28 protein-coding genes are annotated in these 26342 nt (G+C 70.7%); 6 read left to right on the forward strand and 22 right to left on the reverse strand.

All coding sequences use genetic code 11. From position 1 onward, the window contains the following. Window positions 1-308: 308 nt before the first annotated feature. The 17 genes from OWR29_RS38975 to OWR29_RS39055 form a co-directional block, all read right to left on the reverse strand. Window positions 309-1286, reverse strand: coding sequence for a DNA-processing protein DprA (locus OWR29_RS38975; protein WP_267568568.1), 978 nt, complete (start codon window positions 1284-1286; stop codon window positions 309-311). A gap of 149 nt (window positions 1287-1435) precedes the next feature. After that, entirely contained in the window at window positions 1436-2455 is a 1020-nt protein-coding gene (locus tag OWR29_RS38980; protein WP_267568569.1) for a DUF4192 domain-containing protein, read from the reverse strand. Between the two features lie 269 nt (window positions 2456-2724). Beyond that, window positions 2725-2901 carry a hypothetical protein gene (locus tag OWR29_RS38985; RefSeq protein ID WP_267568570.1) on the reverse strand — a complete coding sequence of 59 codons (177 nt, stop codon included), beginning with the start codon at window positions 2899-2901 and terminating at the stop codon, window positions 2725-2727. Window positions 2902-2977: 76 nt separating this feature from the next. Beyond that, window positions 2978-3961, reverse strand: coding sequence for a GGDEF domain-containing protein (locus tag OWR29_RS38990; RefSeq protein ID WP_267568571.1), 984 nt, complete (start codon window positions 3959-3961; stop codon window positions 2978-2980). Window positions 3962-4072: 111 nt separating this feature from the next. Then, a complete protein-coding gene (locus OWR29_RS38995) occupies window positions 4073-4630 on the reverse strand; it encodes a hypothetical protein (protein ID WP_267568572.1) in 558 nt (185 codons plus the stop codon). A gap of 96 nt (window positions 4631-4726) precedes the next feature. Beyond that, window positions 4727-5920, reverse strand: a complete 1194-nt coding sequence (locus OWR29_RS39000) for an FAD-dependent monooxygenase (protein WP_267568574.1) — start codon at window positions 5918-5920, stop codon at window positions 4727-4729. 152 nt (window positions 5921-6072) lie between these two features. Then, window positions 6073-6402 (reverse strand): hypothetical protein, encoded by a 330-nt coding sequence (locus OWR29_RS39005; RefSeq protein WP_267568575.1) that lies wholly within the window; start codon window positions 6400-6402, stop codon window positions 6073-6075. Then, window positions 6390-6905: a DUF3846 domain-containing protein gene (locus OWR29_RS39010; protein WP_267568576.1), complete on the reverse strand. Its 516-nt coding sequence runs from the start codon at window positions 6903-6905 to the stop codon at window positions 6390-6392. The genes OWR29_RS39005 and OWR29_RS39010 overlap by 13 nt, the downstream gene beginning before the upstream one ends. Window positions 6906-6975: 70 nt before the next feature. Beyond that, complete coding sequence (locus tag OWR29_RS39015) at window positions 6976-7494, reverse strand: hypothetical protein (protein WP_267568578.1); 519 nt, start codon at window positions 7492-7494, stop codon at window positions 6976-6978. 121 nt (window positions 7495-7615) lie between these two features. Further along, window positions 7616-8308: a hypothetical protein gene (locus OWR29_RS39020; RefSeq protein ID WP_267568579.1), complete on the reverse strand. Its 693-nt coding sequence runs from the start codon at window positions 8306-8308 to the stop codon at window positions 7616-7618. 474 nt (window positions 8309-8782) lie between these two features. Continuing rightward, a complete protein-coding gene (locus OWR29_RS39025) occupies window positions 8783-9898 on the reverse strand; it encodes a replication-relaxation family protein (protein WP_267568580.1) in 1116 nt (371 codons plus the stop codon). Beyond that, window positions 9891-12353 (reverse strand): type IV secretory system conjugative DNA transfer family protein, encoded by a 2463-nt coding sequence (locus OWR29_RS39030; protein WP_267568581.1) that lies wholly within the window; start codon window positions 12351-12353, stop codon window positions 9891-9893. The genes OWR29_RS39025 and OWR29_RS39030 overlap by 8 nt, the downstream gene beginning before the upstream one ends. After that, window positions 12350-14125 carry a VirB4 family type IV secretion system protein gene (locus OWR29_RS39035; RefSeq protein WP_267568583.1) on the reverse strand — a complete coding sequence of 592 codons (1776 nt, stop codon included), beginning with the start codon at window positions 14123-14125 and terminating at the stop codon, window positions 12350-12352. The genes OWR29_RS39030 and OWR29_RS39035 overlap by 4 nt, the downstream gene beginning before the upstream one ends. After that, a complete protein-coding gene (locus tag OWR29_RS39040; RefSeq protein ID WP_267568584.1) occupies window positions 14122-15066 on the reverse strand; it encodes a PrgI family protein in 945 nt (314 codons plus the stop codon). The genes OWR29_RS39035 and OWR29_RS39040 overlap by 4 nt, the downstream gene beginning before the upstream one ends. 108 nt (window positions 15067-15174) lie before the next feature. Further along, window positions 15175-16497 (reverse strand): TrbL/VirB6 family protein, encoded by a 1323-nt coding sequence (locus tag OWR29_RS39045; protein ID WP_267568585.1) that lies wholly within the window; start codon window positions 16495-16497, stop codon window positions 15175-15177. A gap of 2 nt (window positions 16498-16499) precedes the next feature. Beyond that, window positions 16500-16841 (reverse strand): pilin, encoded by a 342-nt coding sequence (locus tag OWR29_RS39050; RefSeq protein WP_267568586.1) that lies wholly within the window; start codon window positions 16839-16841, stop codon window positions 16500-16502. Window positions 16842-17139: 298 nt separating this feature from the next. After that, on the reverse strand, window positions 17140-18045 hold the full coding sequence (locus OWR29_RS39055) for a hypothetical protein (RefSeq protein WP_267568587.1): 906 nt from the start codon (window positions 18043-18045) through the stop codon (window positions 17140-17142). Window positions 18046-18194: 149 nt separating this feature from the next. Here OWR29_RS39055 and OWR29_RS39060 point away from each other — a divergent pair, with 149 nt between their 5' ends. From OWR29_RS39060 to OWR29_RS39080, 5 genes are all read left to right on the forward strand, one after another. Beyond that, entirely contained in the window at window positions 18195-18377 is a 183-nt protein-coding gene (locus OWR29_RS39060) for a hypothetical protein (protein ID WP_267568588.1), read from the forward strand. 331 nt (window positions 18378-18708) lie between these two features. Beyond that, window positions 18709-19449 (forward strand): hypothetical protein, encoded by a 741-nt coding sequence (locus tag OWR29_RS39065; RefSeq protein WP_267568589.1) that lies wholly within the window; start codon window positions 18709-18711, stop codon window positions 19447-19449. Then, on the forward strand, window positions 19442-20287 hold the full coding sequence (locus tag OWR29_RS39070; protein WP_267568590.1) for a DNA methyltransferase: 846 nt from the start codon (window positions 19442-19444) through the stop codon (window positions 20285-20287). Before OWR29_RS39065 ends, OWR29_RS39070 begins: the two co-directional genes overlap by 8 nt. Next, window positions 20256-20990 carry a hypothetical protein gene (locus OWR29_RS39075; protein WP_267568591.1) on the forward strand — a complete coding sequence of 245 codons (735 nt, stop codon included), beginning with the start codon at window positions 20256-20258 and terminating at the stop codon, window positions 20988-20990. The genes OWR29_RS39070 and OWR29_RS39075 overlap by 32 nt, the downstream gene beginning before the upstream one ends. A 28-nt stretch (window positions 20991-21018) precedes the next feature. Beyond that, window positions 21019-21321 carry a hypothetical protein gene (locus tag OWR29_RS39080; RefSeq protein ID WP_267568592.1) on the forward strand — a complete coding sequence of 101 codons (303 nt, stop codon included), beginning with the start codon at window positions 21019-21021 and terminating at the stop codon, window positions 21319-21321. 72 nt (window positions 21322-21393) lie between these two features. Here OWR29_RS39080 and OWR29_RS48185 read toward each other — a convergent pair whose 3' ends face one another. Further along, window positions 21394-21558: a DNA cytosine methyltransferase gene (locus OWR29_RS48185; protein WP_369077362.1), complete on the reverse strand. Its 165-nt coding sequence runs from the start codon at window positions 21556-21558 to the stop codon at window positions 21394-21396. 854 nt (window positions 21559-22412) lie between these two features. Here OWR29_RS48185 and OWR29_RS39085 point away from each other — a divergent pair. Next, window positions 22413-23195 carry a hypothetical protein gene (locus OWR29_RS39085; RefSeq protein ID WP_267568593.1) on the forward strand — a complete coding sequence of 261 codons (783 nt, stop codon included), beginning with the start codon at window positions 22413-22415 and terminating at the stop codon, window positions 23193-23195. Between the two features lie 13 nt (window positions 23196-23208). On the opposite strand, the gene OWR29_RS39090 is transcribed toward OWR29_RS39085, so the two are convergent. The 4 genes from OWR29_RS39090 to OWR29_RS39105 all read right to left on the reverse strand — a co-directional run bounded on the left by OWR29_RS39090 (window position 23209) and on the right by OWR29_RS39105 (window position 25475). Further along, window positions 23209-23502 carry a hypothetical protein gene (locus OWR29_RS39090; protein ID WP_267568594.1) on the reverse strand — a complete coding sequence of 98 codons (294 nt, stop codon included), beginning with the start codon at window positions 23500-23502 and terminating at the stop codon, window positions 23209-23211. Continuing rightward, complete coding sequence (locus OWR29_RS39095; RefSeq protein WP_267568595.1) at window positions 23495-24589, reverse strand: hypothetical protein; 1095 nt, start codon at window positions 24587-24589, stop codon at window positions 23495-23497. Before OWR29_RS39095 ends, OWR29_RS39090 begins: the two co-directional genes overlap by 8 nt. Before the next feature lie 5 nt (window positions 24590-24594). Next, on the reverse strand, window positions 24595-24966 hold the full coding sequence (locus tag OWR29_RS39100; protein WP_267568596.1) for a hypothetical protein: 372 nt from the start codon (window positions 24964-24966) through the stop codon (window positions 24595-24597). A gap of 143 nt (window positions 24967-25109) precedes the next feature. Beyond that, window positions 25110-25475: a hypothetical protein gene (locus OWR29_RS39105; RefSeq protein WP_267568598.1), complete on the reverse strand. Its 366-nt coding sequence runs from the start codon at window positions 25473-25475 to the stop codon at window positions 25110-25112. Between the last annotated feature and the right edge of the window lie 867 nt (window positions 25476-26342).

The following is a 26342-nucleotide window of genomic DNA, read 5'->3' on the forward strand; positions in this document are numbered from 1 at the left end:
AGTGTCAGCTCGGCAGGCTGGACATCACGCCGATGTCGGCAGCCGGTGACCGATCCGACGAGCATGCCCGTGCGGTCCCGTGGCGGTGGGGGTCGATGGCTGTAAACCTGGCGCGCGGTGTGCAGACGAGCAGCAGTGGCGCAGTTGCGGCACGGCCGGTTTGTTCAGCTGCTCAGGCCCGATTTCAGCCAAGGCGGGCGAGCGATCCGGTATCTCGGAACGCTCGCCGCGCCTTCTAGGCCGAGCCGACACCGGCTGCCGGCTTATACAGCGAGGCTCACCAGTGCCGTGCTTCTACACCGTCGCAGTCACGGTCGACCGGTCTCGGTCACTGCTGTGTCGGATTCGTTGACTGTCGGGGGTTGGTCGCCGGACGCAGCGGCAAGGTCGGCGAGAACGTCGGTGCTGTTGCGGACGACCCGGATTCCCGCTTGCTGGCGCAGGGCCCGGTGAATCCCGGCGGACATGGCCGAGGTGACCGGGCCCGGCACGACCATGGCCGGTCGGTCATGTACCGCTGCCTCGCGCAGCGATATCAGAGATCCGCTGCGTGAACCGGCTTCGACGACGAGGGTGCCGCTGGTCATCGCGGCCAGCAGTCGTGCCGTTCCGGCCAATAGTTCCCGGCTTGGCGAGGTGCCGGGTGGGTAGGCACTCAGCAGCAGGCCTGTGGCGGCGATGCGCTGCAGCAGCGAGTGGTTGCCATCTGGGTAAAGCCGGTCGATGCCGCAGGGAAGCAGGGCCACTGTTTGTCCGTTGACGGCCAGTGCGCCGCGCAGGGCCGCCGCGTCGATGCCGTAGCCGCCGCTGGCCGCTACGGTCCAGCCGGCGTCGGCGAGTTCACCGGCGAGGCGAGTGGTCACGGTGATGCCGTAGGAGGTGGCGGCCCGGGAGCCGGTGACGGCCACCATCTGCTGCAGCTGCGCGTCGCTTCGCCCCCGCGCCCACAGGCACAGTGCGGCTGCTGGGGCTTGGGTGAAATCGACGTTGATGAGGTCGTCGAGTTGCTGCGGCCACTGTTGGTCTTCAGGGATCAGCACGCGGGCGCCGGCGTGGCGGGTTGCCTGCCGAAGTGCGGTGGCCCGGGTGTGCAGTTTGTCGGCTGTCATGCCGTCCAGGTACATGCTGCGGTCGCGTGCCGACCGGTTGGTTGCGGTCAGCCAGGCTAGTGCGCCGACCGGTCCGCGCTGGATTAGCAGCTCGTGCAGGGCGGCGTGGTGGCCGCAGCCGAGCATGCTCAGCACGGCGCGTGCTTCACGAAGGTCATCAAGTGTGTGGTCGGTCATGGCAATTCTCTCCTATGCGGAAGAAGCCGGAACTGCGGCCGAGTCCGGCCGCAGTTCCGGTAGGAGGTTTAGTCGGCGCCGTCGTCGAGGTCACGGGCTCGACGTTGCTTGCGGAGGCCGGATACCGGCCGCTGCCAGCGACGGCCCGGTCAGATCTGGCCGTCGCGTAGCCCGTCGGTGATGATGTGCGGGGGAACCCCGGCCGCCATGGCGTCGGCCATCAGTTGGGCGAACCGGTAGCCGGGATCGGCCTCAAGGGCCCGGGCGAGGGCGATGCCGGCCAGCGGGCCCCACCCGTCGTACAGGGCGCAGAGGGCAACCAGGCCGGCCGGTGCGGCGCTATAGCGGGGTTCGGCGCGGCGCAGCAGGTCGATCCACATGGCGCGCTGCCAGTCGTCGCCGCTGCAGCGCTGGACCGCGGCGTCGCGCACGGTCAAGACGGTGAGCAGAATGCTCAGGGAGGCGGCCTGGCTGTCGTCGGCTGTCTTACCGGCCCGGTAGAGCTGCTCGACCTCGCTCAGCAGCGTGATACCGGCCTGGTGTGCGCGGCTTTGCTGCGCAGCGGATGACGCTGGGCCCTCGCTGGTGGCAGCGTCGTGCAGTAGCGTCGCGAGAGCCTGCTCAGCGTGCGCTGTGGCAGCGCTCATGTGTTCGCGATCCAGCCCGGTCACCGGGGCCAGCGTGGCGACCAGCGTCTCACGGTCAGGCAGCGCCACCAGTCCGGCCGCGACGGCAGCAGCGGCGGCGGCGCTGGTGCCCGGCTGGTAGTGCACGGCCGGGGTGGTGGCTCGTAGTGCTTGTCCGGCCAGCAGCCAGAAGTGGTCGCCGTTGACGCGGATGGCACCTTCGGCGCGGATGCCCGCGGCTCGCAGCGATTCCCGGACGGCATCGAGGGTGACCCGCACGAGCTGTTCGTAGCCGTAGCCGACGAGAACGACTCGGGTAACGCCAGTGCTGGACAGGCTTGCGGTGGCGGTACGCAGTTCGGCGTGCAGCTCGTCCGCGGAGCTGGCCAGGGTCATCCGGCCGATGGCCGCGATGGTGCTGTCGGCGGTGATGCCGACCAGCACTGCGCTGTTGTTGGGGGTGAAACCGAGCAGGCGGGCGATGAAATCGAGCAGCTCGTCGACCTGGTGCACGTCGAAGGAATGGTTGTCGAATGAGGGCATGGTGCTGTCCTTGTCGGGTCGGTGCCCGAGGGACCGGCCGCGACCTGTGCCCGTGGGCACAGGTCGCAGACGACCGGTGCCCTCAGCGGGCAGAAAGTGGAGGTGCCGGGTCAGCGCGGCGCGCTGCTGCGCCACGGTGTCCGGCGCAACGTTGGGATGGTTCGGGTAGCTGTGTTGTGCTATGGCTGAGTGCGCCGCTGCGGCGCTGATCAGCTAGCGGCCTGCACCAGTGGTGGTGCTGCGTTCAGCGGGCATCGTCCGGGTGCGGGTCAGTGCAGCCAGAACAGAAGCAGCAGTGGCGTCTTGTCGATGACCAGTAAGGCCACGATGTGCAGGGAGACCAGGCTGATGACGTGGCCGAGCGGGTGCAGCGCCCACCGGGTGAGGCGGTGGCGAGGTGGTGTGCTGACCGGCCGTGGAGCGTCGGGGCTGTCGTCGGGGTGCATGGGTTGCTCCTTGAATGGTTGGGTGTCCGGGCACGGCAGTTGCCGCGCCCGTGTCGGCTCGTTGCCGTGGTGCCGTTCAGTAGGAGCCGGGGCATTCATGCGCGGGCCCGGTGCGGCGCGGAGCCTGCAGCAGGTGGTCCAGCCGCGCCGCCAGCAACGCGCGGGCCGCCGTCGCCGGGGCGACCCGGTCGTTGCCTGCCGCCGGTGGTCCGGCCGCGTTGGCCGCGTTCGAACGGTGCACGGCGTCGTGCAGCAGCCGTAATTCGTCGACGGAGATCAGCAGGGTCATGAGCTCGTCATCTGGTGGTGCCCAGCCGGCTGCGCCGGTGCGGTCGGGGATCAGGTCGCGGCGCCGCAGCGCGGGCCGGGTGCCGTCGGCGGCGGGTTCGCTGTCGCGATCGCGGTCGTAGGTGAGGATGGCATTGCCGCCGGCCCGTTTGGCGCTGTACATGGCCGCGTCGGCGCGGGCGAGGGTACGGCGGGCGTCAACGCCGGCGGCGACACCGATGCTGGCCCGTGGCTGCAGGTGGTACCCGGCGATGACGGCGGGGCCGGCCAGGGCGGCCCCGAGAGCGGTGGCCAGCGCGTCAGCTGCCATGTGTGGTGCGATCAGGGCGAATTCGTCGCCGCCCTGGCGGACCAGTGTGCCGCCGTCAGGCGCGGCCCGGTGCAGGCGCTGGGCTACGGCAACCAGATATTGGTCGCCTGCGGCGTGGCCAAAGTTGGCGTTGACGGCGTGCAGGCCGTCGACGTCGGCCAGGGCTACCGCGACGGGCGTCGCCTTGGCGGTGGCGTCGGCCAGCAGCCGCTCGGCCACGGCTCTGGTGGGCAGGCCGGTCAGCGGGTCGCGCTGGGCGGCAGCGATCTCGGCGCGTGCCCGGGCGAGGTAGTGGCGGGCGGCCAGGGCATAGCCGGCCAGCGCGCCTCCCGCTGCGGCACAACTGAGTCTGGTGGCCGGGTGCCCGGCGGCCAGGAACGAAGCGACCATGGCGATGACGGCCGCGATGGCGGCGATCGGCACGGATCGGCGGGCGGTGGGTGAACTGAACGGTGGGGACATCAGGGTGCTCCTTCGGCGTGCGAAGGGCGCCGTCAGGGCCAACTGTGCTCCCGCAGGCGCCCCATGGCGCCGTGCTCGTGCCGGCTGGCTGAGCACGGCGGACGGGTGTGCTCAGCGGCTGCCGTTACGGGACGGTCCCGGCACGGTCAGGGGGAACTGGATGTCGGCCAGCGAGCCGTACAGCGGGTTGGCGGCTGGGTGGTCGCCGAACAGTTCGGCGATGACGGTGCGGGCGGCCAGCTGGTAGCCGGGTTCGTCGAGGCGCTCGAGCATGGCGCCGCGCGCCCACTGCTGGTCCCAGCGCCCGGTGCTGGCCACGGCGAACGCCCCGGGCATCAGCAGAGCGCAGCGCAGCAGGACGGCGGCGACCGCGGCGTCGTAGGGTTTGCGGCCGGTGGTGCAGGAGGCGGTCACAGTCAGCACGCCGGGCGCGTCGATGGGGGCGAGCAAGGTGAACGGCTGGCCGTCGAGGTCGCTGGTGGCGTCGCCGTTGAAGGCGATGCCGTGGGCGTTGACGACGGGCCGGCGCAGGCCGTTGGTCCCGGCGATGACCACGCCGGCGGCGCGGACGTGACCGATGATGCTGCGGGTGTCGTGCAGCAGTTGCGGCCAATGGCGCCGGTATTCGGCGGCGCTGGGCAGGCAGGCCCACGAGTGGCGGTACAGCACGAGGTGTGCTCCTTTCCGGATGAGGAACGGGCACGGCCGTCGCGGCCGTGCCCGGAAGGTGCGGGTGGCCGGGCAACGGCCGCAGTGCTGGGGTTATTACCTGGCGGTGAGCGCCGGCTGGTCAGCCGGCGCTGTGCGGTGGCTGGTCGCGCCGAGACCGAGCCGGGAGCCGATGACGGGTCCGAGCCGGACGGCGGCTGCCGCGGCGGGCAGGAATCGCCGTTGCCAGCCGTTGAGGGCGGCTCCAAGGTCGGCGCCGTGGCGCGTGTGCTGGCGCAGGGCCACGGCCAGCCCGGCGGCTTGTTCGATGCCGTTGTTGGCGCCGCGGGCGGTGTGCGGGCGGACCGGGGCGAGGCTGTCGCCGAGCAGGACGGCGTAGCCGTCACCGATCGGCCACACCATCCGGGTGGGCGCGTCGATGTCGAACACGGGGACCGCCATCCGGGTGCGGGTGGCGTGCACCGTGGCGGCGTGCCTGGCGCTCAGATGTGCCGTGGCGTGCTGATCGACGTGGGATCGGGCGGCGGTGCTGATGTGGCGGCCGAAGGCGAACAGGCGCTGCTGGGGTGGTGCGCCGAACTGGGCCGTGTATTGCTCGGCGGTGGCGTCGAGGTAGAAGGTCCAGTCGAGCCCGCCGGGTACCGGGGCGATGTTGAACTGCACGCCGGTGCAGGGCTGCAGGCGCAGGAAGTCGTCCTGGCTGTTCTGCGGCTGGCCGGTGCGGCCGCGGTAGCCGACGTATCCGGCGTAGTGCAGGCGGCGGGCCGGGTCGAGCAGCGCCCGGCCGGTGGAGGCGCGCCCGTCGGCGAACACAATCACATCAGCGGTGGTGCTGGCGCCGCCGGTGAAGTGCAGCACGGGGGTGCCGCCGCGGTGGCTGAGCCGTTCGAGGCGCCGCCCGCGGTGCACGGGCACCCGGGCGGTCAGGGCGTTGTGCAGCAGGCTCCAGGTGGTGCTGCGGCCGGGGTAGAGCCGCTCGATGCGTTGCGGCGCCGCACCACGCTGGTGGCGGATCTCGATGATCTTTTCCGACGGGTAGCGCACGATCTCGTCCTGGCTGATGCCGAGGCCTTCCAAAGTGTCCAGAGCGCTGTGTTCCAGGCTGATCAGGCCACCGCCGAGCGGGGCGCTGGACGGGGTGGCCTCGTAGCAGGTGACGTTGTCGAAGCCTGCGGCGAGCAGCAGCAGGGTGGCTGCGGGGCCGGTCAGGGATCCGCCGATCACGGCGATCCGCGGCTGCGGCGAGAGCAGCGGCGGGCACAACGGCCGGGCAGGCTGGGGTGCGGTCATGGCGGGGTTTCCTTCCGCTGAGGCGAGAAAGCCCCGGGCACGGCCGATCGGCCGTGCCCGGGGATGCGCGGGAGTGCGCGGGTGGCCGGGCAACGGCCGGGTGCGTGCGTAGGTCTAGGACGCGGGCGGACAGCCGGCGTCAGAGCACGAGGTCAGTAGCCGAAGTCGAAGCAGGCGCCGATCAGGCTCGGGTCTGAGCTGGCGGTGACGGTCACGTCATACCAGGCGTCGCCGTCGACGTGCCCGGTGCCGGTGAACGGGAACAGGTGCTTCAACGCCCACTCATACAGTTGCGCTTCACTGCTGTCTGGCGCGGGCGCGGGGACGACGGCGTCGGTGACGCGGGTGTAGATGACGATGTCGCCCTCGTAACGGTTCTCGATCTCCAGCGACACCTGAACGGTCGCCGCAGCACCGTCCGCGGGTGGCTGCGGCTGGGTGGTCGCCGCGTCGTCGTGGCACGGGCAGCTCATAGCGGCCACACCTCCGCCACGGTGTCAGCGGCCACAACGCTCACGGCGCCGGCCGGGCCGATCCGGCGGGCCGTGTGGACGGCGACTGTGTACGCGTCGAGCCAGTCCTCGTGGGTTGTCGCGGTGACCCGCCACCGTGGATCGTCGGGCGTCTGCAGCACGACGCGGTAGGCGCCGGTGTACATCAACAGGTCCACCAGGCTGGACGGGACGTCGGTGTCCAGGCCGTCGGGGCCCGGCGGTCCGACCAGCAGGGCGGGCCCGGCGAGCGTGCCCTGGCCGAGCCGCGGCAGGGCGTGCAGCCACAGCAGTGTGGTGGCGCGCAGGTTGGCCGGCAGGCGGTCGGCGATGGCATGTTCGTCGATGTACATGGTGGCGGACGGCACGGTCCAGGCGAGGGCGTGCGGGTCGCCCCCGACGATCTGCCGGTAGGCCAGCGGGTTTCGCTCGTCGAGCTGGACCAGGTGCAGAGGTGTGCCGATGTGAGGTGCGATAGCCAGGCCGGTGATCACTGGTCGGGTTCCTTCCTGAGCAGGTGCGTGCTAGTGGGATTGGTGCCGCGCGACGCGGCGGGCCTCGCCGTCATCGGCCGGAGCTCGGTGCCGGGCGCTGGCTGAACGGCGCGGCCGGGCCCGGCGCGATCCGCCAGCTTTGCCGCAGCTTCGCCCGCAGATCTCGTTCGCCGTCGTCGATGGCCTGGCCGTACAGCGCCTCGTAGTCGGCGCTGCTGGCGTCGAGTACGTCGGCGGGCAGACCGGCTCGGCGCCACATCCGGGCGTACAGGCCGGCGGCGCTGGCGCGCAGCGGTGCCTGCAGGCTGATCTGTGAGAGCACCAGGCAGCATTCGGCGGCGGTGCCGGGCCGGGTGTCGCCGGCGCGGGCGGCTCGCTCGAGCAGTTCGTGGCAGTGCGCGCGGTACACCGTTTCGGTCCACGGCAGTGGCAGCGCCGGTGCCAGCAGCTGGAAGCTGCGCCAGATGCGCTGGGCGGCTTCGGGGTGGCGGGCTTGCGCGGCGCGGATCTCGTCTTCGGCCCAGCCGATGAGGCGCTGGGTGGCCTCGAACTGGGTGGCGATGTCGGCGATGACGTCCTCGAGGGACATGGGTGTGTCCTCCTGTCGGAGATGGGGGTGGGTGCCGTGCGTTGCGCACGGCACGACCGGCCGCCCCGTCGGCGGGGCGGGCCGGAGCAAAGGGGGTGGATACGTGTCGTGGCGGGGTGTTTCAGCCCAGGCTGAGCGCGACCAGGTGGTCGGTGCGGGTCAGCGTGGCCAGGTAGGCGTTCGCACCGTTGAGGTAGTGCACCTGGTCGCTGAGCCGCTCGGTTGCGGTGGTGCGCCACCGGCCGTCGGCGGTGATCAGCCCGTCGGCGCATACGGCGCTGAGCCAGGCCAGGTTGAGATACGTGCTCCAGCCGGCTTGGAAGGCTTCGAGCGCGCTCAGGGGCAGTGGCCAGTGCTGGGGCATCGCGTTGTAGGCGGCCATGGCCAGGATGCGTGGTTGGGCCGCGTAGTCCGACTCGGCCTGCCGGTACGGGTAGCGCTCAGGTTGGGTGCGGTGCCGGTCGGCGAATGACCACATCGGCCGGGCCACGGGGGTGCCTTCGACGATGTGGTGCCACCACCGCCATTGGGCGCCGGCGGCGGCGACCGCGCTCTGGCGCATCGCGTCGAGGTCGAGCCGGGCCAGGGGTCCGTCGCTGACTCGCGCGGCGGCGTGTTTGCCGTGCAGGACGCCGCGGCGGCGCAGGAAGTAGGGGCGGGGCTGGGCCGGGCTCAGGCGGTGCCGGCGGGCTGCGGCGACGGCTGCGGCGAGCACGTCGGTGTCTGCCGTTTCGGGGTTGAGCGCGACCACGATGGTGGGTCCGGGCGGGGCGGTCGGGGTGGGTGCCGGGCTGGCGGTGCGGAACAGGGACATGGCGGATCTCCTTTCGGGCATGGCGATGGGCCCGCTGCGCGGGTGCGCGGTGCGGGCGGTGTCGAGCAGCAGGAGTAAGGCGGGTGGCGCTGGGCGAGCTACCGGCGTGTGCCGGGCTTGACCGGCGGGCAGGCAGTGATGGCCATGGGCGGCCGGTGTTCGCCGTGACGGCGCAAGTGGTGCTGCCCGGTGAGCCGGGACGCGCTCGACGCCGTGACCGGTGCAGACGGCATCAGAGCCGTGGGGGCGTTGTGCGAACGGCGGGAGGTGCCGTGGCCGACCGGCCGGGTTGGCGGGTGGGCGAGACGGTGTCCTGCCGTGGCGGTGAACGCCGGAGGTGGTGCGGTGCTGCTGAAGTGGGTTTCTCGGAGAGAAGATTTCACTGTAGGGCCTGCACCCAACGGGCCGCCGTCGCGCGGGCAACCCGTTGGGTGCGGGGGCACAGCGGCCCTGCCGTGCCGGGTGACGGCGCGGTCAGGCGCGCTGGTCCGGGGTGCCGCGCAGCAGGTACAGCGGGTCTTCCTCGGCGGCGGGCGGGCCCGGGTGATACGCCAGGCCGCCGGGTCCGGTGGGGCCGGGCAGCGCGGCCAGCGGCAGCCGGTGCGTGTCCCCGGGCATCCTCCACACAGGCCCGGCGGGCCCGCCATGGGTGGCGGCGTAGTCACGCGCGGCGGTTGCCACGGTGACGCCGTGCCCGCCGGTGTGGCGCTCGAGGTGCTGGTGCAGGTGGGTTTCGACGGTGATGCTCGGCAGCCAGAACAGCACCGGCCAGCTGAGTCCTTTGTCGCCCAAGGTGCGGTAGCCGGCCAGTTTGGCTGCGCGCACCGGGTGGCTTTCGGTGCCGGTGTCGTGTTCGAGGAAGAACGCGGCCTGCCGGGCGCCGTCGCGCCACACGCCGTGCGCGTCCGGCCGGGTGTTGTGGTTGATGGTGGCGAAGGTGCGCGCCGCCGACCACCAGCGGGTCAGCCGGGTGTGCGGGTGGGCGCGGCTGTGGGCGAGCAGGTCGACGAAGAACTGGTTGACGCCGTCGGCGTGCGCCAGGTGCCCAGTGCTGGTGGCCTGGGCGGGGCTGGTGTCGCGGGCCTGGCGCCACATCCGGGCGCTGGGTGCTGGCCGGCCGTGGTGCAGGGCGACGTAGCGGGCTGAGAGCCGGCCGGGGATCCAATGCACCGGCAGCCTGCCGCGGGCCGGGTGCACCGGCATGAACCAGTCGATGAAGCCGATGCGGCGCAGCACGTCGAGCCGGTTGCGGCAGGTGCGGGCGGAGGTGAACAGGATCGCGGTGATCTGCTCGGTGGTCAGGAACCGGTGCTCGTCGAGCAGGTGCGCGATGACGTAGTCGCGGGGTTCCAGGCGCCACGAGATGCCCAGCAGGTCGTCGGCCGCGGCCCGCGCCGGGCGGGCTGCGGTCCGGCGGCGCCGGTCTGGCGCCCCTTGGGGGGAAACGTCCCCGGCAGGGATGTTTCGGGGTGCGCGCGCCGCACCAGGGGCGGCCTGTTGCCGCAGGCCGGCGGGGGTCGAGGCCTGGCCGCCGGGGCTGGGCTGCTCCCCCGGGGTGGCGCCCGGCGGCGGGCCTGGCGGGCTACTCACCGGCTGGCCCGCCTGCCGTGCGGGTGCGCCGGGCGAGCTGCGCGATCGCGGTGGGCGCCGCCGGGGTGGTGCGGGCCACCGCCTGGCGCAGCTGCCGGGTGCGCCCGAGCACCGGCGCCGGGGCGCTGGTGCGCAGGGTGAATGCGGCGGTTTCCCGGTTGGCCACGACCAGCCGGGTGGCGGCTGTGTAGGCGTCCAGGTGCGACAGGTCGTGCTCGTCGAGTTCGGGCAGGGTGTGCCGGGCCAGCTGGTGGGCGTCCTCGGGTGAGCAGTTGAAGAAAATTTTGTTGCGGGCGTTGGCCGACAGCGCCAGTTGGGTGTCGCGCGGAAGTTGGGTCAGGTTCTGGTGGGCCAGGGTGAGACTGAGGTGATAGCCGCGGGCTTCGGCGAGCATGTCGCTGACCGAGCCGGCCAGGTTGAGCACATTGTGCGCCTCGTCGATGTAGACCGACGCGTCACGGCGGCGGGCCTCGGGCAGACGGGCGCGGGCGGTGGCGGCCTGCCAGACGGAGGCGAACAGCAAGCTACCCAGCAGTTTGGCGGTGTCCTCGCCGAGCACGCCTTTGGGCAGCCGGGCGATGAGGATGCCGCCGTCGAGCACGTCGCGCATGTCGAAGCTCGAGGTGGCCGCGCCGAGGGTGGCCCGGACGAAGTCGCGCAGCAAAAACGCCCGCAGCCGGGCCAGGACGGGACCGATGACCTGAGCGCGCAGCGGCGGCGCCATGGTTTCGTACCACTCCCAGAAACCCTTGAGCCCTTCCGGGTCGTCCAGCCCGGCGGTGAACGAGGCCCGGAACTGCCGGTCGTTGAGCAGCGGCGGGATCAACATGAGGGTGGGGTTGGCGTGGCGCATCAGGGTCAGGCAGGCCACCCGCAGCACGTCGTCGATGCGCGGTCCCCAATGCCGCTGAAAAATGCGGCTGAAGATGCTGACGATGTTGTCGACGACCAGATCGTCGTCGTCACCGAGCAGCGGGTTGAGGGTGGCCCCGCCGTCCTGGTCGGGGTCGATGAGCACCAGCCGGTCGGCGACGCTGACGGGAAGGCGCTCGAGCACGTCGACGGCCAGGTCGCCTTTGGGGTCGATGACGATCACGCCGCGGTGGGCGCGGATGTCGTCGAGGATCAGGTGGGTCATCAGGGTGGACTTGCCGCTGCCGGTGGCGCCGAGCACGTGCAGGTGCTCGCGGCTGTCGGCGACGCGCAGGGCGACGGCGTGCCCGCCGGCCTGGGCCCGGCCCAGCACCTTGGTGCTGCGCCCGCCGGTGGCCACGGTGGTTGGGGCGGGGGCGCTCTTGGCGCGGGCCCGGTCCAGCCCGGCGACGGCCACGTCGGTGGGCAGGGCGGCGATCGTGGCCAGTTCGGCCGCCGACAGCAGGAACCCGCGGGTGAAGCGGCGGGCGGCCAGGACCTCGGCGGGGCGGGCCAGGCGGCGCTGCCGCAGCCGGTTGCGTCCGGTGTAGAGGCCGTAGGCGCTGGTGAAGCTGCGGGCCAGCAAAGCCAGCCGCGAGTCGATGACCTGCGGGTCGGTGTCGGCGCGGGGGGTGGCTGCCACGGCGTAGCGGATGGCGGTTTCCCACTGCGCGGTGACGGCTTTGTCCGCGGCGGCGCGGGCGTCGCGGTCGCGGACCGGGTCGGGTGCGGCGCTGCTGCGGGCGGCCGGGCGGGCCGGGGTGAGCACGCTGTCGAGCAGGTTGAGCCCGGCGCGCAGCCACGTTTCCGGCTCGGACCATCCGCGCGGCTGAGTGCCGGTGCGCAGTGCGGTGGCGGCGCGGCGCAGCGCGGTGGCGCGGCGGGGGTGGGCGGGCCGGGCCAGGATCTGGGCGCAGGCGTGTTCACCGGGCGCGAGCAGGCTGCCGGCTTCGATCAGGGCGCGCAGCGGGTCGGTGGGTTGGTCGGTGCGCAGCGGGTACTGCGCGGGCAGCGCCGGGGCGAGGACACCGCCGCGCGCGGGCACACCGTCGCCGGCCGGCAGCGGGCTGGTGGCGTCGGTGACGGTGACGCTGGCGCCGGGCCAGGCGGCGCGCACGGCGGCGGCGACCGGGGCCGGGGCCAGCGGTCCGGGCAGCCACACGCAGATGTTCAGCTGCCGGCCGGTCCAGCGGTACTCCAGCGTGACGTGGGCGCCGGGCTGCCAGCGGGTACGAGCTGGTGGCAGCAGCGCGGCCAGCTGCGCCCACCAGGCGGTGACCCCGGCCGGGTCGACCAGCGCGGGTGGGGTGATGATCAGGTCGTGGGCGCCATGCTCGAGCCGCCGCTGGGCGCGGCGGCGGGCCGCCCGAGCCAGCGCGGCGGCGCCGGCCAGCAGGGCGGCGGCGACCAAGACCAGCCACGGCCGGCCGGCCGGCCAGGCCAGCACGTCAGCCAGAGGGCCGGGCAGGTGCGGCTGGTCGAAGGTGGGTGGTGGTGCGGTCGGCCAGGACGGCGCCGGGGTGGCGCCCGGCAGCGCGGTCACGCGTCGGCCTCGTCGGCCAGGTCAGCCAGTCCGGCGCACAGCTGGTGCTCGCTGGTCGAGGCCACGGCCTGGAACGCCACCCGGTGGGTGCCGGCGACCAGCAGCGCCTCGCCGCGCCCGGCGGTCAGCAGCATGCGCGCTTCGCCGGCGGTCAGCGCGAACGTGTCGGCGATCAGGTCGATGGCCTGCGGGGCCTGGCGCATCAGGATCTGGGTGGCGGCGTTGGCCACGACGGCCTGGCCCAGCTCGGAGCCGAGCAGGTCAGCGGCGTCCTGGGTGATCACGGTCAGCCCGGCGCGGCGTTTGCGGGCGGCCTTGCTCAGCCGGTACAGGAACCGGGCGCCTTCGCCGTCGCGCAGCAGCGTCCACGCCTCGTCGACCACGACCAGGCGCCGCGGGCCGCGGCCGATCTCCCCGGCGTCGACGTCGCGCCAGATCGCGTCCAGCGAAAGCAGCATGCCGGCGCTGCGCAGCTCCTCGGCCAGCTGCCGGGTCGACCAGGCGACCAGGTGCCCGCGCGGGTGCACGGTGGTGGGCCCGTCGAACAGGGCGCTAAACGAGCCGTCGACCCACGGGGAGAGCCGCGCGGCCAGATCTTTCGCGTCGCTGGTGCCGGCGGCCAGGGTGGCGGCCAGGTCGCGCAGCAGCGGCGCCGGGCGGTCCCAGGTGCCCGGGTCGTTGGTGATGCCGGCGGCGGCGTAGGTGGCGGCGATCGCCTGATCCAGCCCGGCCCGGGCGGCCGGTGGCGGCTGTTCGCCGAGCAGCACCGCGATCAGGGTGTGCAGGAACAGGGCGCGGCGGGTCAGCCCATCGGGGCGGCGCTCGCCCGGCGGCAGGTCGAGCGGGTTGAGCCGCACACCGGCCGCGCCCAGGGTCACCGTGGTGCCGCCGACCGCGGCGGCCAGGCGCAGGTACTCGTCCTCCGGGTCGATGACCGCGACCTGCACGCCGTCGTACAGCCAGCGCAGCAGTTCCAGTTTGATCAGGTACGACTTGCCGGCTCCGGAGCGGGCCAGCACGACACTGTTGTGGTTGTCGCAGGACCAGCGGTCCCACCAGACGACGCCGCTGCTGGCGGTGTTCAGCCCGTAGAGCACCCCGCCGGCCGGGGCGCCGTCGCCGGGCAGCGGAGCGGGCAGGTCGGCCGCGGCCAGCGGGAAACCGGCGGCCAGCGCGTCGGTGTCGAAGATCCGCCGCATCTGCAGCCTGTCGGCGCCCAGCGGCAGGGTGGAGGTCCAGGCGGCCAGCTGGCGCCAGGTGGCCGGCTGGGTGTCCAGCAGCACGGAGGCGGCCAGGGCGCGCACGTCGGCGACGGCTTCCTCCAGTTCCTCGGGGCTGGCCGCGTGGACGCACAGGTAGTGCCCGGCGCGGAAGAGCCGGGCGGCGCCGCGGGCGACCCGTTCGGCCAGATCGGTGGCGTCCTCGGCGGCGGCGTCGATGAGCGGGTCGTCGAGCCGGCCGTGGTCGGCGTGCAGGCGCCGGGTCGATTCGAAGCGGGCGCGCTGGCGGCGTAGCCGGGTGGCGGCTGTCGCAGCCGGCACGGGTTCGATGTGCTCGACCACGTCCAACCGGCCCGGCCAGGACAGCAACGCGTCCAGCCAGGCCAGCCCCACCTCGGGCGGGTAGCCGGTGATGGCCAGGGTGGCGGTGCAGCCGTCACCGACGGCCAGATACCGGGGGTGGTGCTCGATGGTGCCCGGGCCGAGGGCGGCGGCCAGGACGGCCTGGTCGTCGCCGGTGCGCTGCGGGCCGCGGTGGCTGCCCGCTGTCATGCCGCACCGCCGGGCTCGGTCAGGGCGGGGCCGGTAATGGTGTCCTGGGGGCGGCTGCGCGGCCACGACGCGCCGCCCAGCGGGTAGGGGTCGACGGCGGCGCTGAGCACGGCGGCGGTGGTGCCTGCGTCCAGCACCCGGGTGGCGGCGCCGAGCGCGGCCAGGGCGGCCGCGGTCTGCTCGGCGCTGCGGCGGGCCTGCCGGGCCGCGCCGGCACCGGTGGCGGTGCAGGCGATGGTGACGGTGCGCCACAGCGGGTCGCGGGCGGCGGCGAGTTCGGTCAGGAAGGCGGCGTGTTCGCTCGCGGCGGCGCTCAGCGCCGGATGCGGCAGGCCGGGTGCTGTGTCGGCGAGGCGCTGCGCGTGGCTGTCCAGTTCGACCCGGCGTGCCGAGACCACGATCTGCACGGGCCCGGTCAGCGCGTTGAGCCAGCGGGCGTACCCGGCGACCAGCGCGGCTTGTTCGGCGCCGGTGCGCAGCGCCACGTTGACGGTGGTGGTGGCGACCAGGGCGGTGGCGCGGTCACCGACGTCGATGACGCCGTCGTCGCCGATGGCGTGCGCGGGCAGCCGCAGCACCACCGGTGGCGGCACCGGCGCGGCCGCGGGCGCCCACGGCGGGGCGGCCGCCACCTGCTGCGGTGCGGCCGCCAGCCGGCGCGGGCGGGCCCGGTAGCGCAGCGCGGCCAGCAGCCAGGCGTCCAGGCTCAGCCCGTCGCGGCGGCCGAGCACGATCGCCGCGATCATCGCGGCTGGCGGCACCATCAGCACGGCGAGCACCGGCAGGGGCAGCAGCGGCCCGGCCGCTTTGACGATCAGCCAGCCGGCGGCGGCAGCGACGGCCAGGATGGCCACCTGGCGGGCGGTCAGGTTGGCCACGATGCGGTCGGGGGCTTCGATGTCGGCGGGTACCCGGGCACGTACGTCGAAATCAGTGTCCACAGCGGACTCCAAGGCAAGAGGAAGTAACGGGTGAGGTCGGGACGGCGCCAGGCCAAGGCCTGCTGGTGTGCGCGCCGCGGTGGCGCGGCGCCGCGGTGGCGGAAGCGGTCAGGGCGAGCTGCGCCGGCGTGGCGGGCTGGCCGCCATTCGCGGTGGGCTGGCGGCGGTCCGCGGCGGGCTGGGCGCCATCCGCGGTGGGGTGGCGGCGATCCGTGGCGGGCTGGCCGCCATCCGCGGCGGGCCGGACGGACGGCGACGGCTGCGCGTGTAGAGGTCGACGCCGGCGGCAAGGTCTTCGGCGGTGTAGGGCGGCACCGGACGACCGGTGGGCCAGGCGATAGCGACCCGGCCCGGCCCGGCTCCGCGCGGGGCGGGCAGCCGGGCACCGGCCGGTCGGGGCCGGCTGGTGCCGGCGTGCACCGGGCGCGGCAGCCGCACCGCCGGCCCGCCGGGCACCGTTACGGCGCCGGCGCTGCGCCGGGCCTGGCCGCCGGTGCGCCCGGCGGCACGCCGGGCCGGGCGCGTCAGGCGCAGCCGTCCGGTCGCCTGCTGCACCAGCAGCGAGCGCAGGACCAGCGCGCTGCGGGAACTGCCGCCGCCGCGCAGCACGTAGCGGCGCATGAGGGCGGGGATGCGCACCACCACCCACAGCAGGCAGACCACGATGAGCAGGTTGAGCGTGCCGCTCGGGTCGCGGGGCAGGCCCAGCACGGGCAGGTTGGCCTGCGGGTCGAGGAACACCACCAGTGCGGTGTGCAGCGCGAACCCTTGCAGGACCACCGTGGCCAGGGTGGCCGCCAGCGCCCGCCACCACAGCCGGGCGATGGCGTCGCTGAACGGGGTGGCGTGGCAGGCCAGCGCCAGCGGCGCCACCGCGGCCAGGAACACCAGCAGGGCGATACGCATCAGCCAGACCAGCAGCAGCGCCGCGGTCAGCACCCCGACGAGCACGCCGATGATCGCGGCCAGCAGAGCGTCGGGCACGCTGGTCAGCGCTTGCGTGGTGACGGCCTGCAGGCGCTGCAGGGAGTCGGGGCCGGCGAGCGTGTCACCGGTGAGCGCCTCGGTCACCGCGTTGGTCAGCTGGATGGCCTGCGAGCAGATCGGGCCGGCGAAGTTGGCGGCCAGCCAGCCGATCACCAGTCGCGGCCCGAGTTCGGCCAGCCCGTAGCGGGTCTGCACGGTTTCGCGCAGCATCACCGTGATCCCTGCGCTCAGCACGGCCAGCACGAAGGTGACGTTGACAACGGCCAGGCAGGTGGCGCTGACCTGCGCCACCTGCGGCAGGCCTGTGACGTCAGGGGTAAGGAACACGGTGTCCGACAGCAGCGCCCACAGCCCGGTGATCACGCGCAGCACCGCCGCGGCGATCCAGCCGACCATCGCGTCGAAGGCCCTTTCGGCCATCCAGTCGATCTGCCAGCCGGACATGATCAGCGCACCAGGATGCTGTTGAGGATGGTCAGGATCACCGGGGCCAGCAGAGCCAGGGCGTAGCCGATCGCGGCGGACTTGAAAGCGGTTTTAGCCCGTTCGATCTCCGACGGGTCACCGCCGGCCATCAGATAGCGGAAGCCGCCCAGGCACAGAAACAGCGTGGCGACGCCGCCGATGATGCTCATCACCCAGTAGCGCAGGTTGTTGATCACGGTGGCCAGGTCGTTGACGGCAGGAGGCGGGCCAGGAGCGGCCGCCCACACCGGAACAGCCGTCAGGAGCAGGATCAGGGCGGCCGGTGCCAGCAGGGCAGCCAGCCGCGGCAGGGCGCGGCGCATGGGCGGTCACACCTTTCGGCCCCCGGCGATGCCGGGGACGACGGGAAGTAGGCGGTCGCCACCGCCGGCCGCACCCGGCCCCGCACAGCGCTCGCAAAACCTCAGCGCCGCAACCGCGTCCGGGTGTGCCCGGCGGTGGCGCGATAGCCCGCCGGCCGGTCTGAGCCGGGATTGCAGCGGCCTATCGCTACTCACCCACCGCGCCGGTGGGGTGGCCAACCCGGCGGCCGGCGCCCGGCGCGCACCCCACCGTTGGCCCACCCGTGGCGCTTACCGCACGCTTACAGCCGTTGGCCGGCTACGCAGCGCCCGCACGGTCATCCGGCAGCACCGCGCCGAGCCCGGCAGGCACCAGCGGTATTCCGTCGAGTTCCCCGGCTCTGATGGCCTGCGCCAGGCGCTGTTCGGCCTTGCGCCGCCATGCCGCGGCCACCGCGACGCCGACGCCCAACCGGTCGGCCAGCATCGCCAAGCTGACGTTCTCGAGGCGGGTCTCAGCAATCAACAGCGCTTCGTCGACGGTGATAATCGCCGCGGCGACCGCCCGGGCCAGCACCCAGTCCGGGTGGTCCCATGGCTGGCGTGGCGGCACCGACCACGTGCCGGACACCCGCACCACGTCGGTGTCGCGTTCCTGATCGCGGGCCCGGCGCGCCGCCCGGGCACCCGCGTCGATGAGCTTGCCGGCGAGGCGCGACTCGCGGACGTCGATGGTGCGCAGCCGGTCGACGAACCCGGTCAGCAGCTCGCTGTCCAGATCGCTGCAGTCGCCGTGCCAGCCGCGGGCAAGCCGGCCCGCGGCACGGCGCAGCCCCGGCAGGGCCAGACCGACCGTGGCCACCACCCAGGCCGGATCTGTGCGGCGCGCGATGAGTTCGCGCCACACCTGGTCGCGCACCGCCCGGGGCGTGCCGTCGGCCAGCAGGAGTTTCTTCAGTTCGCGCAGCGGCAGAAGCCGGTCGGGGAGCCCGTCGACCAGGCGGCCGTCGAAGCTGAGCGGCGAAGGCGGGCAGGTCAGCAGGTCGAATGCGCGCTGCGCGGCGTCCAGCGCTGTGGCCGGCCACGTCCGGGCCGCTGCCATGCGCTGAAGGTCGGCAGCCGGTGGCGTTGCGGTCCGGCGGGTCGAGGTGGTGGTCATGGCGGGCTCCTGAAGAACGGGCGCGAGGCGGCGGTACCGCCGGGCGGTGCGCGAGATGCCGTCCATGAGCGCACCTGGACCCCACCGGTGGGCCAACGGTTGACGTGGCGGCGGCCGCGAGCCCGGTGCGGATAGGCCAACCGGTCATGCGGTGCGGGCACGGCCGCCCGTACCGCTCCCGCCAACTGCGGCCAGCCAGCCGCACCGTCTGCCCGGTGACGGTCACCGGTGCGCCCGTCACCGTGACCGGCCGGGCCCGCGAGCACCGGCCGGTGACCGTTGCACCGGTGCGCCCGCAACTGCCGCTCGCGGCCCGGTCGGCGTCCGGCGTCCCCGGCTGGCCGGCTCGCGACGGCACCGGGTCCGCACCGGCATGGCCGGCCTGCGCACCGGGCTAGCCAGCCCCGCGCGCAGGAGAGCGCCGCCACGGGAAGGATGGCCGGGCGGCTACCGGGAGACGACATGCTGCCTGGCGTGCCCGGATGATCGGTGCGGCGCATCGGGCCCGAACCGGTTGACCTCGTCACCTGGCAGCCGAGCCGGCCAACCCTGTCGTGTGCACGCCCGGTTGGCCAACGAGAGTGCCCGGTTGGCCAACGCGTTGGTTGGCGGTAGTGGCGCCACGAGCGACCGGTTGGCCAACTACCGGCCGGGCCCGGTACCGGTTGGCCCGGTTGACCGCTCCAGCAGGCGGTGACGGCTACCGGGGCGGGTCCGGTACAGCCGTGGGTGGGCGTGAATATCTTCGAACCGGTACCCGAATCGCAGCCTCCGGCGGCTGCGCCACCCCACGCACGAACAGCCGGCTCCGGTGAGCACCCGGTACCGGCAGCGGCTGACGCCGGCTCGCCTCGCACCGGCAGTGGCGCGGCGCGCGCCGGTGCCGCACCGGTCGCCGTCACGCCGTGGCGGATCACCGATCTGCCGAGCCGGCACCGTCCGGCGCCGGCCGGTGCGCTGAGTGCGCGCACCGCCGCCCGCCTGATCGGCGCCTACAGCCGGGCGGGCGACATCATCGTGTCGGTCGGCGACGACCCGGCACTCGCGGGCGCCGCCGGGGCGGGCGGGCACCGCTACCACGGGCCAGCCGCCGTGCCGGAGTTGTGCGGGCTGCGCCTGGACGGCGCCGTCACGCTGATCGTGCTGCCCTGGCCGCAAGCCGCCGAGACCGAGCACGATCCGCAGGCTCCGTTCCGCTGCTGCCGGCGGCTGCTGAAAACGAACGGCAGCACCGTGGTGGTCTTCCGGCCGGGCCCGGACCTCGACAAGGGAACCGATCACCACGGCAGCGTGGTCACCGCCGCCTGGCAGGCGGGTCTTGCCTGCTCGCAGTCCATCGTCGCGGTCGGGTCCCGGCATCGCCGCCGCCGGCCCGGTGCGCCATCGAGCGCTGCGGCGCCTGCGACGGCGCTGCCGGTCGTGCAGTTCGAGCTCCTGGTCTTCACGCTGGCGCAGGACCGCCATGGCTGACGCCCGCCGCTCCCCCGCCCGCGCCGGCGGCGGGACAGGCCACACCGACGCGCCGTGCCCGCCCGCGCTGCCCCCACTGGTGATCCACCTGCGCCGTCAGGCCGCAGCCGGTCCTCGCCGCTACGTGGCAGGATCCGCCGGTCACCCCGACCGGATGCCTCCCGGCCTGGCCGCTGCCCTGCTGCACGAGTACACGCAGCCCGGGAACCTGGTGCTCGACCCGCTCGCCGGTACCGGCACGACGCTGGCCGAAGCTGCCCGAGCCGGCCGCAACGCCATCGGCGTCGAATACGAGACCGGCTGGGTGGCGCTGGCCCGCGCCAACCTCGCCCTGGCCCGTCAGCAGGGAGCCGGCGGGCACGCCCGGATCCTGTGCCGTGACGCCACCCGTCTGCCCAGCGGTATACCGCACTGTCTGCGGGGAACTACCAGTCTGGTGCTGACCGCGCCCCCGGCGGCCCGCACCATGCCCGGCCACCCATCCGGCTGCGGCACCACGCCGTCCGGCCGGACGACGTCACGAGGCCGCGGTGGTCGTGCCGGCCGCGTCGCAGTGTTCTCCGGGCTCACTTCTGTGCTGGCAGGCTGCCGTGCGCTGCTCGCTCCTGCCGGCCAGGTCATCGTCGTGGCCCGTGCTCGCCCGAGCGGCGGCGCTCATGCCGGCAGCCTCGGACAGGTCCTGCAGGCAGGCCTGTCGGCAGGTCTTCACCTGACGGCGGTACGGCACGCTGTCCAGGCCAGTCACCTGGGCGAGACTTGCGGATATAGTCAGAGCTGCCGGTGTCCCGCGACGGGGGTCGTCCGCTATGCCGTCGCCGTGTTCAGCCAGGCTTGCTGACCGCAGCCGAACGCCTGGCGACGCTGACCAGCGGCGCACTCTGGCCGATCAGCGAGAGGCCGACCAACAATCCGCAGCCGTCACCTACGAGGAACTGCGCGACCAGCTCGCCGCTGGAGACGACACGGTGACCGCACTCGACCTCGCCACCGCGCACTTCCAGGTCGAGCGGACCACCCTGCTGGTGCCGCCCGCCAAGGCAGCCATCAAGCGCGCCGAGAAGGCGGTCGAGGCGCACGAAGCTCAGACCTCGCCGACGCTGGCGCAATGGCTCCACAAGGTCATCGAGAAGAACCCGTTCGCCTTCGGCCTTCAAGGCATGCCGATCACCGTCGTGCCGACCGTGCCTCAAGACGCCGAGGGGCCGGCTGTGTTCCTAACGCAGACGAAGCCCACGAGCACGGATCTCGGTACCGGCATGATGAGCGGCACTGTCTGGGTTCACGTCGTGCTGCCCGAGCACGCCACCTGGGAATACATTGCGTTCTCCACGGGTGCGAAGCGTCTGATCAGCGACGCTGGCCTCGCCAGGTACGCGGAGGTCATCGCGCGGCAACAGCTCACTTCACCCAAGCTGACGATCGAGCTCGTCGACGTCGAGCCGGAACTTCCCGTTCTGCCGATCGAGGCGCCGGAGCACGCGGCTCAAGGATTTCGGCGTCATGGTCTTCCAATCGGTCGTCGCCGCTGGAGACCAGATTAAGACGGGGGAGGGCACGTATCTCTACGAGATGACCTCGTCCTCCATCAGCGGATCGTTGCAGGCGTTCGACCTGGTCGATGTCGCTACCGACTCTGACGTCCTCCGCCGCCGAGTGTCGATCACTCTCGACGTGCAGGGCCGACACGACGAGGTGACCCTGCGGAGGCGGATCGACCGAGCTTTCACCGAGGTGCTGCCGAGCAAGATCGCGCCGTGGCTCGGCCGAATCGAGAGTGGCCCGGCAGTCAAGTGGGTGTGGGATGAGGAGAAGCGGCGCAACGAGGTGGGCCGCCCGATCCGCTCGAAGTGCACGCTCCGAGCCGAATTGTAATGGTCAGCCGAGTCAACGGCTGAGGTAGTCCAGACGGAGGGACGGCTGCATTGCGCAGCCGTCCCCTTCGTCTTAGCCCTTCTTCTTGCCCAGGAGGGAAAAGGGCTGGCACGGAGGACCGTGCGTCATAACGTCCACTAGAGTCTTCCGGCAGTGGGGCTCAGCGTGATCGCGCTGTAGCCCGGTCTCGACGGCCTGAGCCGTTCTTTCGCGGGTGAGGCACGGTTTGGGCCTCATCGCGTCCCTCTATTCGTTCGAGGGCTTGGTTCGCATGCGGTCGCTGGTTGTTGTTGCGATCCGCGCGGTTCCGGCTGCTCTGCCGGATAGCCGGCCAGAGGTAGGCCAGCACCAGGCCGACCACTACTGCCTGGCTGGCCAGGATGCACCAGAGTGGGTATCCCATCACCCACAGAGATGCTGGTGGTGCCGCGATCGCAGTGCCGATCGCGAGGACTACGGAGGCCGTCCCTTGGCTCTCCCTTTCGCCCATGTGGTCAGTCCCTTCTTTGGGCTTCGGTGACAAAGGACGCAGCTCGGTCGCTACGTGTGATGGATGCCTGCTCGCTCCTGCTGGAGCGCAAAGCCCCCGCTGCCGGAGAAGAGGTCGACCATCTCCCTTGTCACATCGCTAGTTTACCTGCGACTAGCCCAACTAAGAGAGCTGCCGAGCGGCGATCTGCGCCGAACCGGTCGAAGTGAGTCGCGAAGACATTGAGGCACGTCGGGCCTTGCGGCTTCTACGGATGCCGTATCGTAGAAACGACGCAATACGAACGGCATATCGCCTGGTCATGCCTTGACGCGGCGGCAATCCGCCCGCGACTGGTCGTGTTTTTGACACTTACTGGACATCGACTTTCTAACAGTGGCATGTCCCGGAGAGCGCGTTTATCGAGTGGGTAAAGCCTCTTGACCTGCGAAAACTCTCCCAGAACGACCCTAGAACTGTGGCAAGTTTCGGGGTGCTATCACGCGGCGGTCGGCTTGTTGATCGTCAGGGGGTCATACCCCCAGGTGTGCGATCGCTGAGGCCGGCCCTGGCAGGACGCTCTGATATGGATCCCTTGCGCGTGGTTACGTACGCTACAACCGTGTCGATAGAGAAGAGTGTCACTGCGACGGCGCGGTTTCGTACTGTCCGGCTCCTGGTGGATGATCTTCGCGAATTCGAGCGTGCACTGGCTGCTGATGAGGTGAGTTGGCGGTTCGGCACGCGTGAACACCTGGGTACGTGGTCATGGAAAAATGTCTACACCCGTTCAGATTCCCTCGATGAGCTATGTGCTGCCGCGCCGAAGGGTGCGGTCTATCAATTCGAGGTTCAGGCGCAGTCTGGTGAGCAATCTTTCACGCTTCTACTAGTGGGTGATGATCCTAGGTTCGTGACTTTGTCGTATGAAGGACCGGGTGAACAGCCGTCGGAAACCTTCCAAAACGCAGTGGTGCCACTATCCAAGGCCGAGAAGCGAGGCCGGAAGTGGCATTACATCGCTGCTGTAATAGGTCCAACGATTGCTTTTACCGTTCCGCTAATCCTCTTGGAGGAGATTGGAAACGTCGGCTGGTTAAAAGAGCAAGTGGGTCCTCGTGGTGACCTGGCTAAAGCCACGGTGTGGTCTTTAACTTCGTTCTTTATACTTGCTTTGACGACGTTGATGTTTTGGTCATGGGCAAGGTTGAGTAGCGTTACCTTGCGGCCGATCATCGACACATCTTCAATATATGAGCGGGTAGTCGAACAGATGAAAAGCGTAGGAAGGTGGGCTTACTCGGTACCAAAAGCCGATTACATGTACAAACTCATAATGCTTTGGTCTACCGTGGTTGCAGCCTTATGCGGTTTTGGTGCATTCGTGATTGCATTTTTCAAATGATTGTTGGTGCGTGCTACGCTTCCGTCGTTTCGCCACGCAGTGCAGCTTCGGCGACCTCGCCAAGCTCAGCTTGCTCCTCGGGAGACATTGCTTGGTACTTCGACCAGAAGTCGCCGAACGCTGCCGACACCTCTTCGCCGTATGCGTCGCTGATCGCCGCCTGGCGAAGAGAGCCACCGTCAAGAACGCCCTGTGCCATCTCGCGCATCAGCGGACTTCCGTCCTTGGCGAGGTCGCGGAGCATCGTCTCGACCTGTCTGGCTAGGCGCGGATCGCCGTGAGCAATGTCGAGCAGTTCGTCAGGCATGCGCTCCAGCTCCGGTGAGGGGATGGTCGTAGCCGGCTCCGCCGCCGATCGTAGGAAGCTTCACCGAGTTTAGGTCGCTAAGCGAGCGGTTGAGGAGAGCGCGGAACGCTAGGACGGCGGCGTTGATGTTCTGAAGCAGCTTTGTGGCCTCGCCCCACAGCCTCAGCATGTTGGCGACCTCGACTGCGGCGACGCCGTAGCCGACGACCGCGCCAACGCCCGTAGCCGCCGTTGCGGTTCCTCCGGCCGCTGCGATTCCGGCGATGATGGCCGAGTCGCAGATGGCCTTAATGACTCCGCCGAGAGCGTCACCAGCCGCCCACACCGCGTCCGCCATGATCTTGTACCCGTCTGCTATTTCCTTCAAAGAAGGACGCAGGTTCTCGATCGCAGTAGCGAGGTCGGTGAAGTACCGATACGCAGTGTCGCCCGCGTTTCCCTGCCAGTAGGTGTGTAGCTGGGTGGCGCCTGACTGGACGTTGACGGCCAGGTCGTGGAGAGCAAGGTCTGAGTTGGAGACCACCTCCGACATCTTGGCCATAGCTTCCCAGTCGCCGAAGATTTTGTTTTGAACCTCAGCCACCGGGTCGAACCCGAACACGGTCTCGAAGCCCTTGAGCATCCATGAGGTCGGGCTGATGTAGTCGAACCAAGCCAGCTTGTTTGGCGGCTTATCAGGTTCGCCCGGCGGCTTGAGCCGGCCAGGCGCATCGCGCGAGTCGAGGAACATTCCGGGCTGGCAAGCGTTGGAGGAGATCTCATACTCGAGGATCGTCGGGCACTGCTCGACGCCAGCCGGAAGCGTCTGGTCGAGGCGTATGGCGGATGCTGCGTCGGTCTCCTTGTAGTACTTGCTCGCCGCGCGAAGCTCGGGCGCGGAGTATTCGAGCATGCAGCTCAGCCGGTAGAGCGTGCCTTGGATCGTGCTAACCGCTTGCTCGTGGCCGTCGCGCGCGATGGCGAAGAACTCGCCTCCCGTGCCAGCGGCTGCATTCTTCTTGACGTAGTCGCTGATCGTCACGGAGTCTTCGCGAGCGCGGTCTACTAGGGAAGCGTAGAAACCGAGCGCGCTTGGCTCGACCTTCATCGCTGTCACTTGCCTGCCCCCGCTGCGATGGCGAGCCCGACGACCCCGAGCACAGTCAGGGTGACGGCCGACAGGAGAAGCCAGCGGGTCAACTGTGGGTAAGGCCGGCTGGCGTAGACGCCAGCACCGCATACTCCGCCGACCGCGCAGGCTAGCGTCGGCACCAGCCTTGCTCCGTCAGCCTCACCCCAGACGATGAGGGCGACGGCGAAGACCCCGAGCAGGATGCTGGCGTTTGCAATGCGGGTCCGGAGGTTCCAGAACGCCGAGCGCTGGAAACGATCAATCGCGGTTTGATACTCCGCCGTGGCAGCTTCCCGCTCCTGCGGATCAACGGGGCGACGTGCAGTAGGGCCTTTACGGTTTCTCTTCGCCACATTGGGACCGTACCAATCGATGCCTATCTCGGACCGTGCGCAGCCGCGAGCTTGTCAGGTGGCGCAGACTTCGCCGATGAGTCGAACCGTCCGCTCCTAATCGCCGTTAGGAGCGGACGAACCCCAGCCCTGGCGTGGTCCGCCTAGACCAGGCCGTCGACGACTCCTGCGAGTCGGTGGAGCTCGACGAAGCTCTCACGGGTTTGCTCAATGGTCGGCTCGTCGATGATCGAGTCTTCGCCGTAGAGGGCGATCACTTCGTCGCCGTCCGAGGTGTGACCGTTGAGGATCAGGTCGTCTTTGTCGTCCCTGCTGGGCTCCCCGCCTCGGTGCCCCAGGTCGCGCATCACAGCGTCCCAGTCGGCCTCATGAATCGACAGCGTCGCGTAGATCTTGCCCGGCTCGGTGGGCGTGGCCACGTCATCGTCGGGGTTCGGGCGAACCAGTAGGCCGGAACCCGTCATTGGGTCGAGATAGGCGGTGTGGCAGGCGTAAGAGATGGTTTCCACCGATGATCCTTTGTCGAGCTGATCACGATCGGCTCCCATGGTGGAGTTGGCCGGCTCGGCTCACCATCCGCCGTCCGACTTGAATCTTCGAAGTTCAGACAGCGCGGAGCCCCGCTCGCATCATGTCGAGCGGGGCTCTCCTCACGTCATCGAGGCCAGGCGGTCACCGCCGTCGAGATGGCGAGGATCGTGGCTGGCAACACCGAGATCAGCGCCAGGACGACGCGCCGATCCTTCGAGCGCTGATCCCTGGAACGTTGTACTTTCTTTCTCAAGGAGTTCTACTCCGACCCGTAGTAGGAATCCGAGGCGGCGTCCGGTTGCACCCGGGCGTTGCCGTCTCGGCACTTACGGGGAGAGTATCGAAATAAGACTCCTAGTATTCGTGGTGAAGCTAGCGCGATAAAGCGCGAAGTGTCAACGGAGCGCATTCGATCATTGGAGAAATCTATACGCTCCGTAACCCCTAAATGAACTAATCGTTATTCATTTATAGCGGTCGTTCCTGATAGTTGGAATTAGTGAAGTATGTCACAAAACGCCTAGGGCTGCATGGCGGGTTACTACTGAGTACGCAGCGTACCCACGCGCGTATTTAAAGGTAGATCGTATCGCGAGTTTTATTCATGCGGAGCCTGCGTGTGGAGTTCCATATCCGACGGCCGATCCGCAGCCGTCGTCCGTTCCCTCGACACCACCAGCACAGCCGCATTAGATGGCAGTTTGCCTCGGGTGAGTGGTGTCCTCTGCCTTTACAACACCAGCACTTACGGAACGGCCACACCCAGCAGCTCAGCGCGTACACAGCGGTCCAGACGAGTACGGTTGTGCCAGATTCACGCGCTGTCTTCGAGACAGGAACGAGCA

The organism is Paractinoplanes pyxinae (genome assembly GCF_026626335.1).
Taxonomy (GTDB): domain Bacteria; phylum Actinomycetota; class Actinomycetes; order Mycobacteriales; family Micromonosporaceae; genus Actinoplanes; species Actinoplanes pyxinae.

Excerpts from the sequence above, each read along its gene's own strand:
- OWR29_RS39095 (WP_267568595.1), bottom strand. The coding sequence starts at position 24,589 with ATGAAGGTCGAGCCAAGCGCGCTCGGTTTCTACGCTTCCCTAGTAGAC.
- OWR29_RS38990 (WP_267568571.1), bottom strand. The coding sequence starts at position 3,961 with ATGTCCCCACCGTTCAGTTCACCCACCGCCCGCCGATCCGTGCCGATC.
- OWR29_RS39000 (WP_267568574.1), bottom strand. The coding sequence starts at position 5,920 with ATGACCGCACCCCAGCCTGCCCGGCCGTTGTGCCCGCCGCTGCTCTCG.
- OWR29_RS38980 (WP_267568569.1), bottom strand. The coding sequence starts at position 2,455 with ATGCCCTCATTCGACAACCATTCCTTCGACGTGCACCAGGTCGACGAG.
- OWR29_RS38985 (WP_267568570.1), bottom strand. The coding sequence starts at position 2,901 with ATGCACCCCGACGACAGCCCCGACGCTCCACGGCCGGTCAGCACACCA.
- OWR29_RS39080 (WP_267568592.1), top strand. The coding sequence starts at position 21,019 with ATGACCTCGTCCTCCATCAGCGGATCGTTGCAGGCGTTCGACCTGGTC.
- OWR29_RS39050 (WP_267568586.1), bottom strand. The coding sequence starts at position 16,841 with ATGCGCCGCGCCCTGCCGCGGCTGGCTGCCCTGCTGGCACCGGCCGCC.
- OWR29_RS39020 (WP_267568579.1), bottom strand. The coding sequence starts at position 8,308 with ATGTCCCTGTTCCGCACCGCCAGCCCGGCACCCACCCCGACCGCCCCG.
- OWR29_RS38975 (WP_267568568.1), bottom strand. The coding sequence starts at position 1,286 with ATGACCGACCACACACTTGATGACCTTCGTGAAGCACGCGCCGTGCTG.
- OWR29_RS48185 (WP_369077362.1), bottom strand. The coding sequence starts at position 21,558 with ATGAGGCCCAAACCGTGCCTCACCCGCGAAAGAACGGCTCAGGCCGTC.
- OWR29_RS39090 (WP_267568594.1), bottom strand. The coding sequence starts at position 23,502 with ATGCCTGACGAACTGCTCGACATTGCTCACGGCGATCCGCGCCTAGCC.
- OWR29_RS39015 (WP_267568578.1), bottom strand. The coding sequence starts at position 7,494 with ATGTCCCTCGAGGACGTCATCGCCGACATCGCCACCCAGTTCGAGGCC.
- OWR29_RS39075 (WP_267568591.1), top strand. The coding sequence starts at position 20,256 with ATGCCGTCGCCGTGTTCAGCCAGGCTTGCTGACCGCAGCCGAACGCCT.
- OWR29_RS39070 (WP_267568590.1), top strand. The coding sequence starts at position 19,442 with ATGGCTGACGCCCGCCGCTCCCCCGCCCGCGCCGGCGGCGGGACAGGC.
- OWR29_RS39055 (WP_267568587.1), bottom strand. The coding sequence starts at position 18,045 with ATGGACGGCATCTCGCGCACCGCCCGGCGGTACCGCCGCCTCGCGCCC.
- OWR29_RS39045 (WP_267568585.1), bottom strand. The coding sequence starts at position 16,497 with ATGTCCGGCTGGCAGATCGACTGGATGGCCGAAAGGGCCTTCGACGCG.
- OWR29_RS39035 (WP_267568583.1), bottom strand. The coding sequence starts at position 14,125 with ATGACAGCGGGCAGCCACCGCGGCCCGCAGCGCACCGGCGACGACCAG.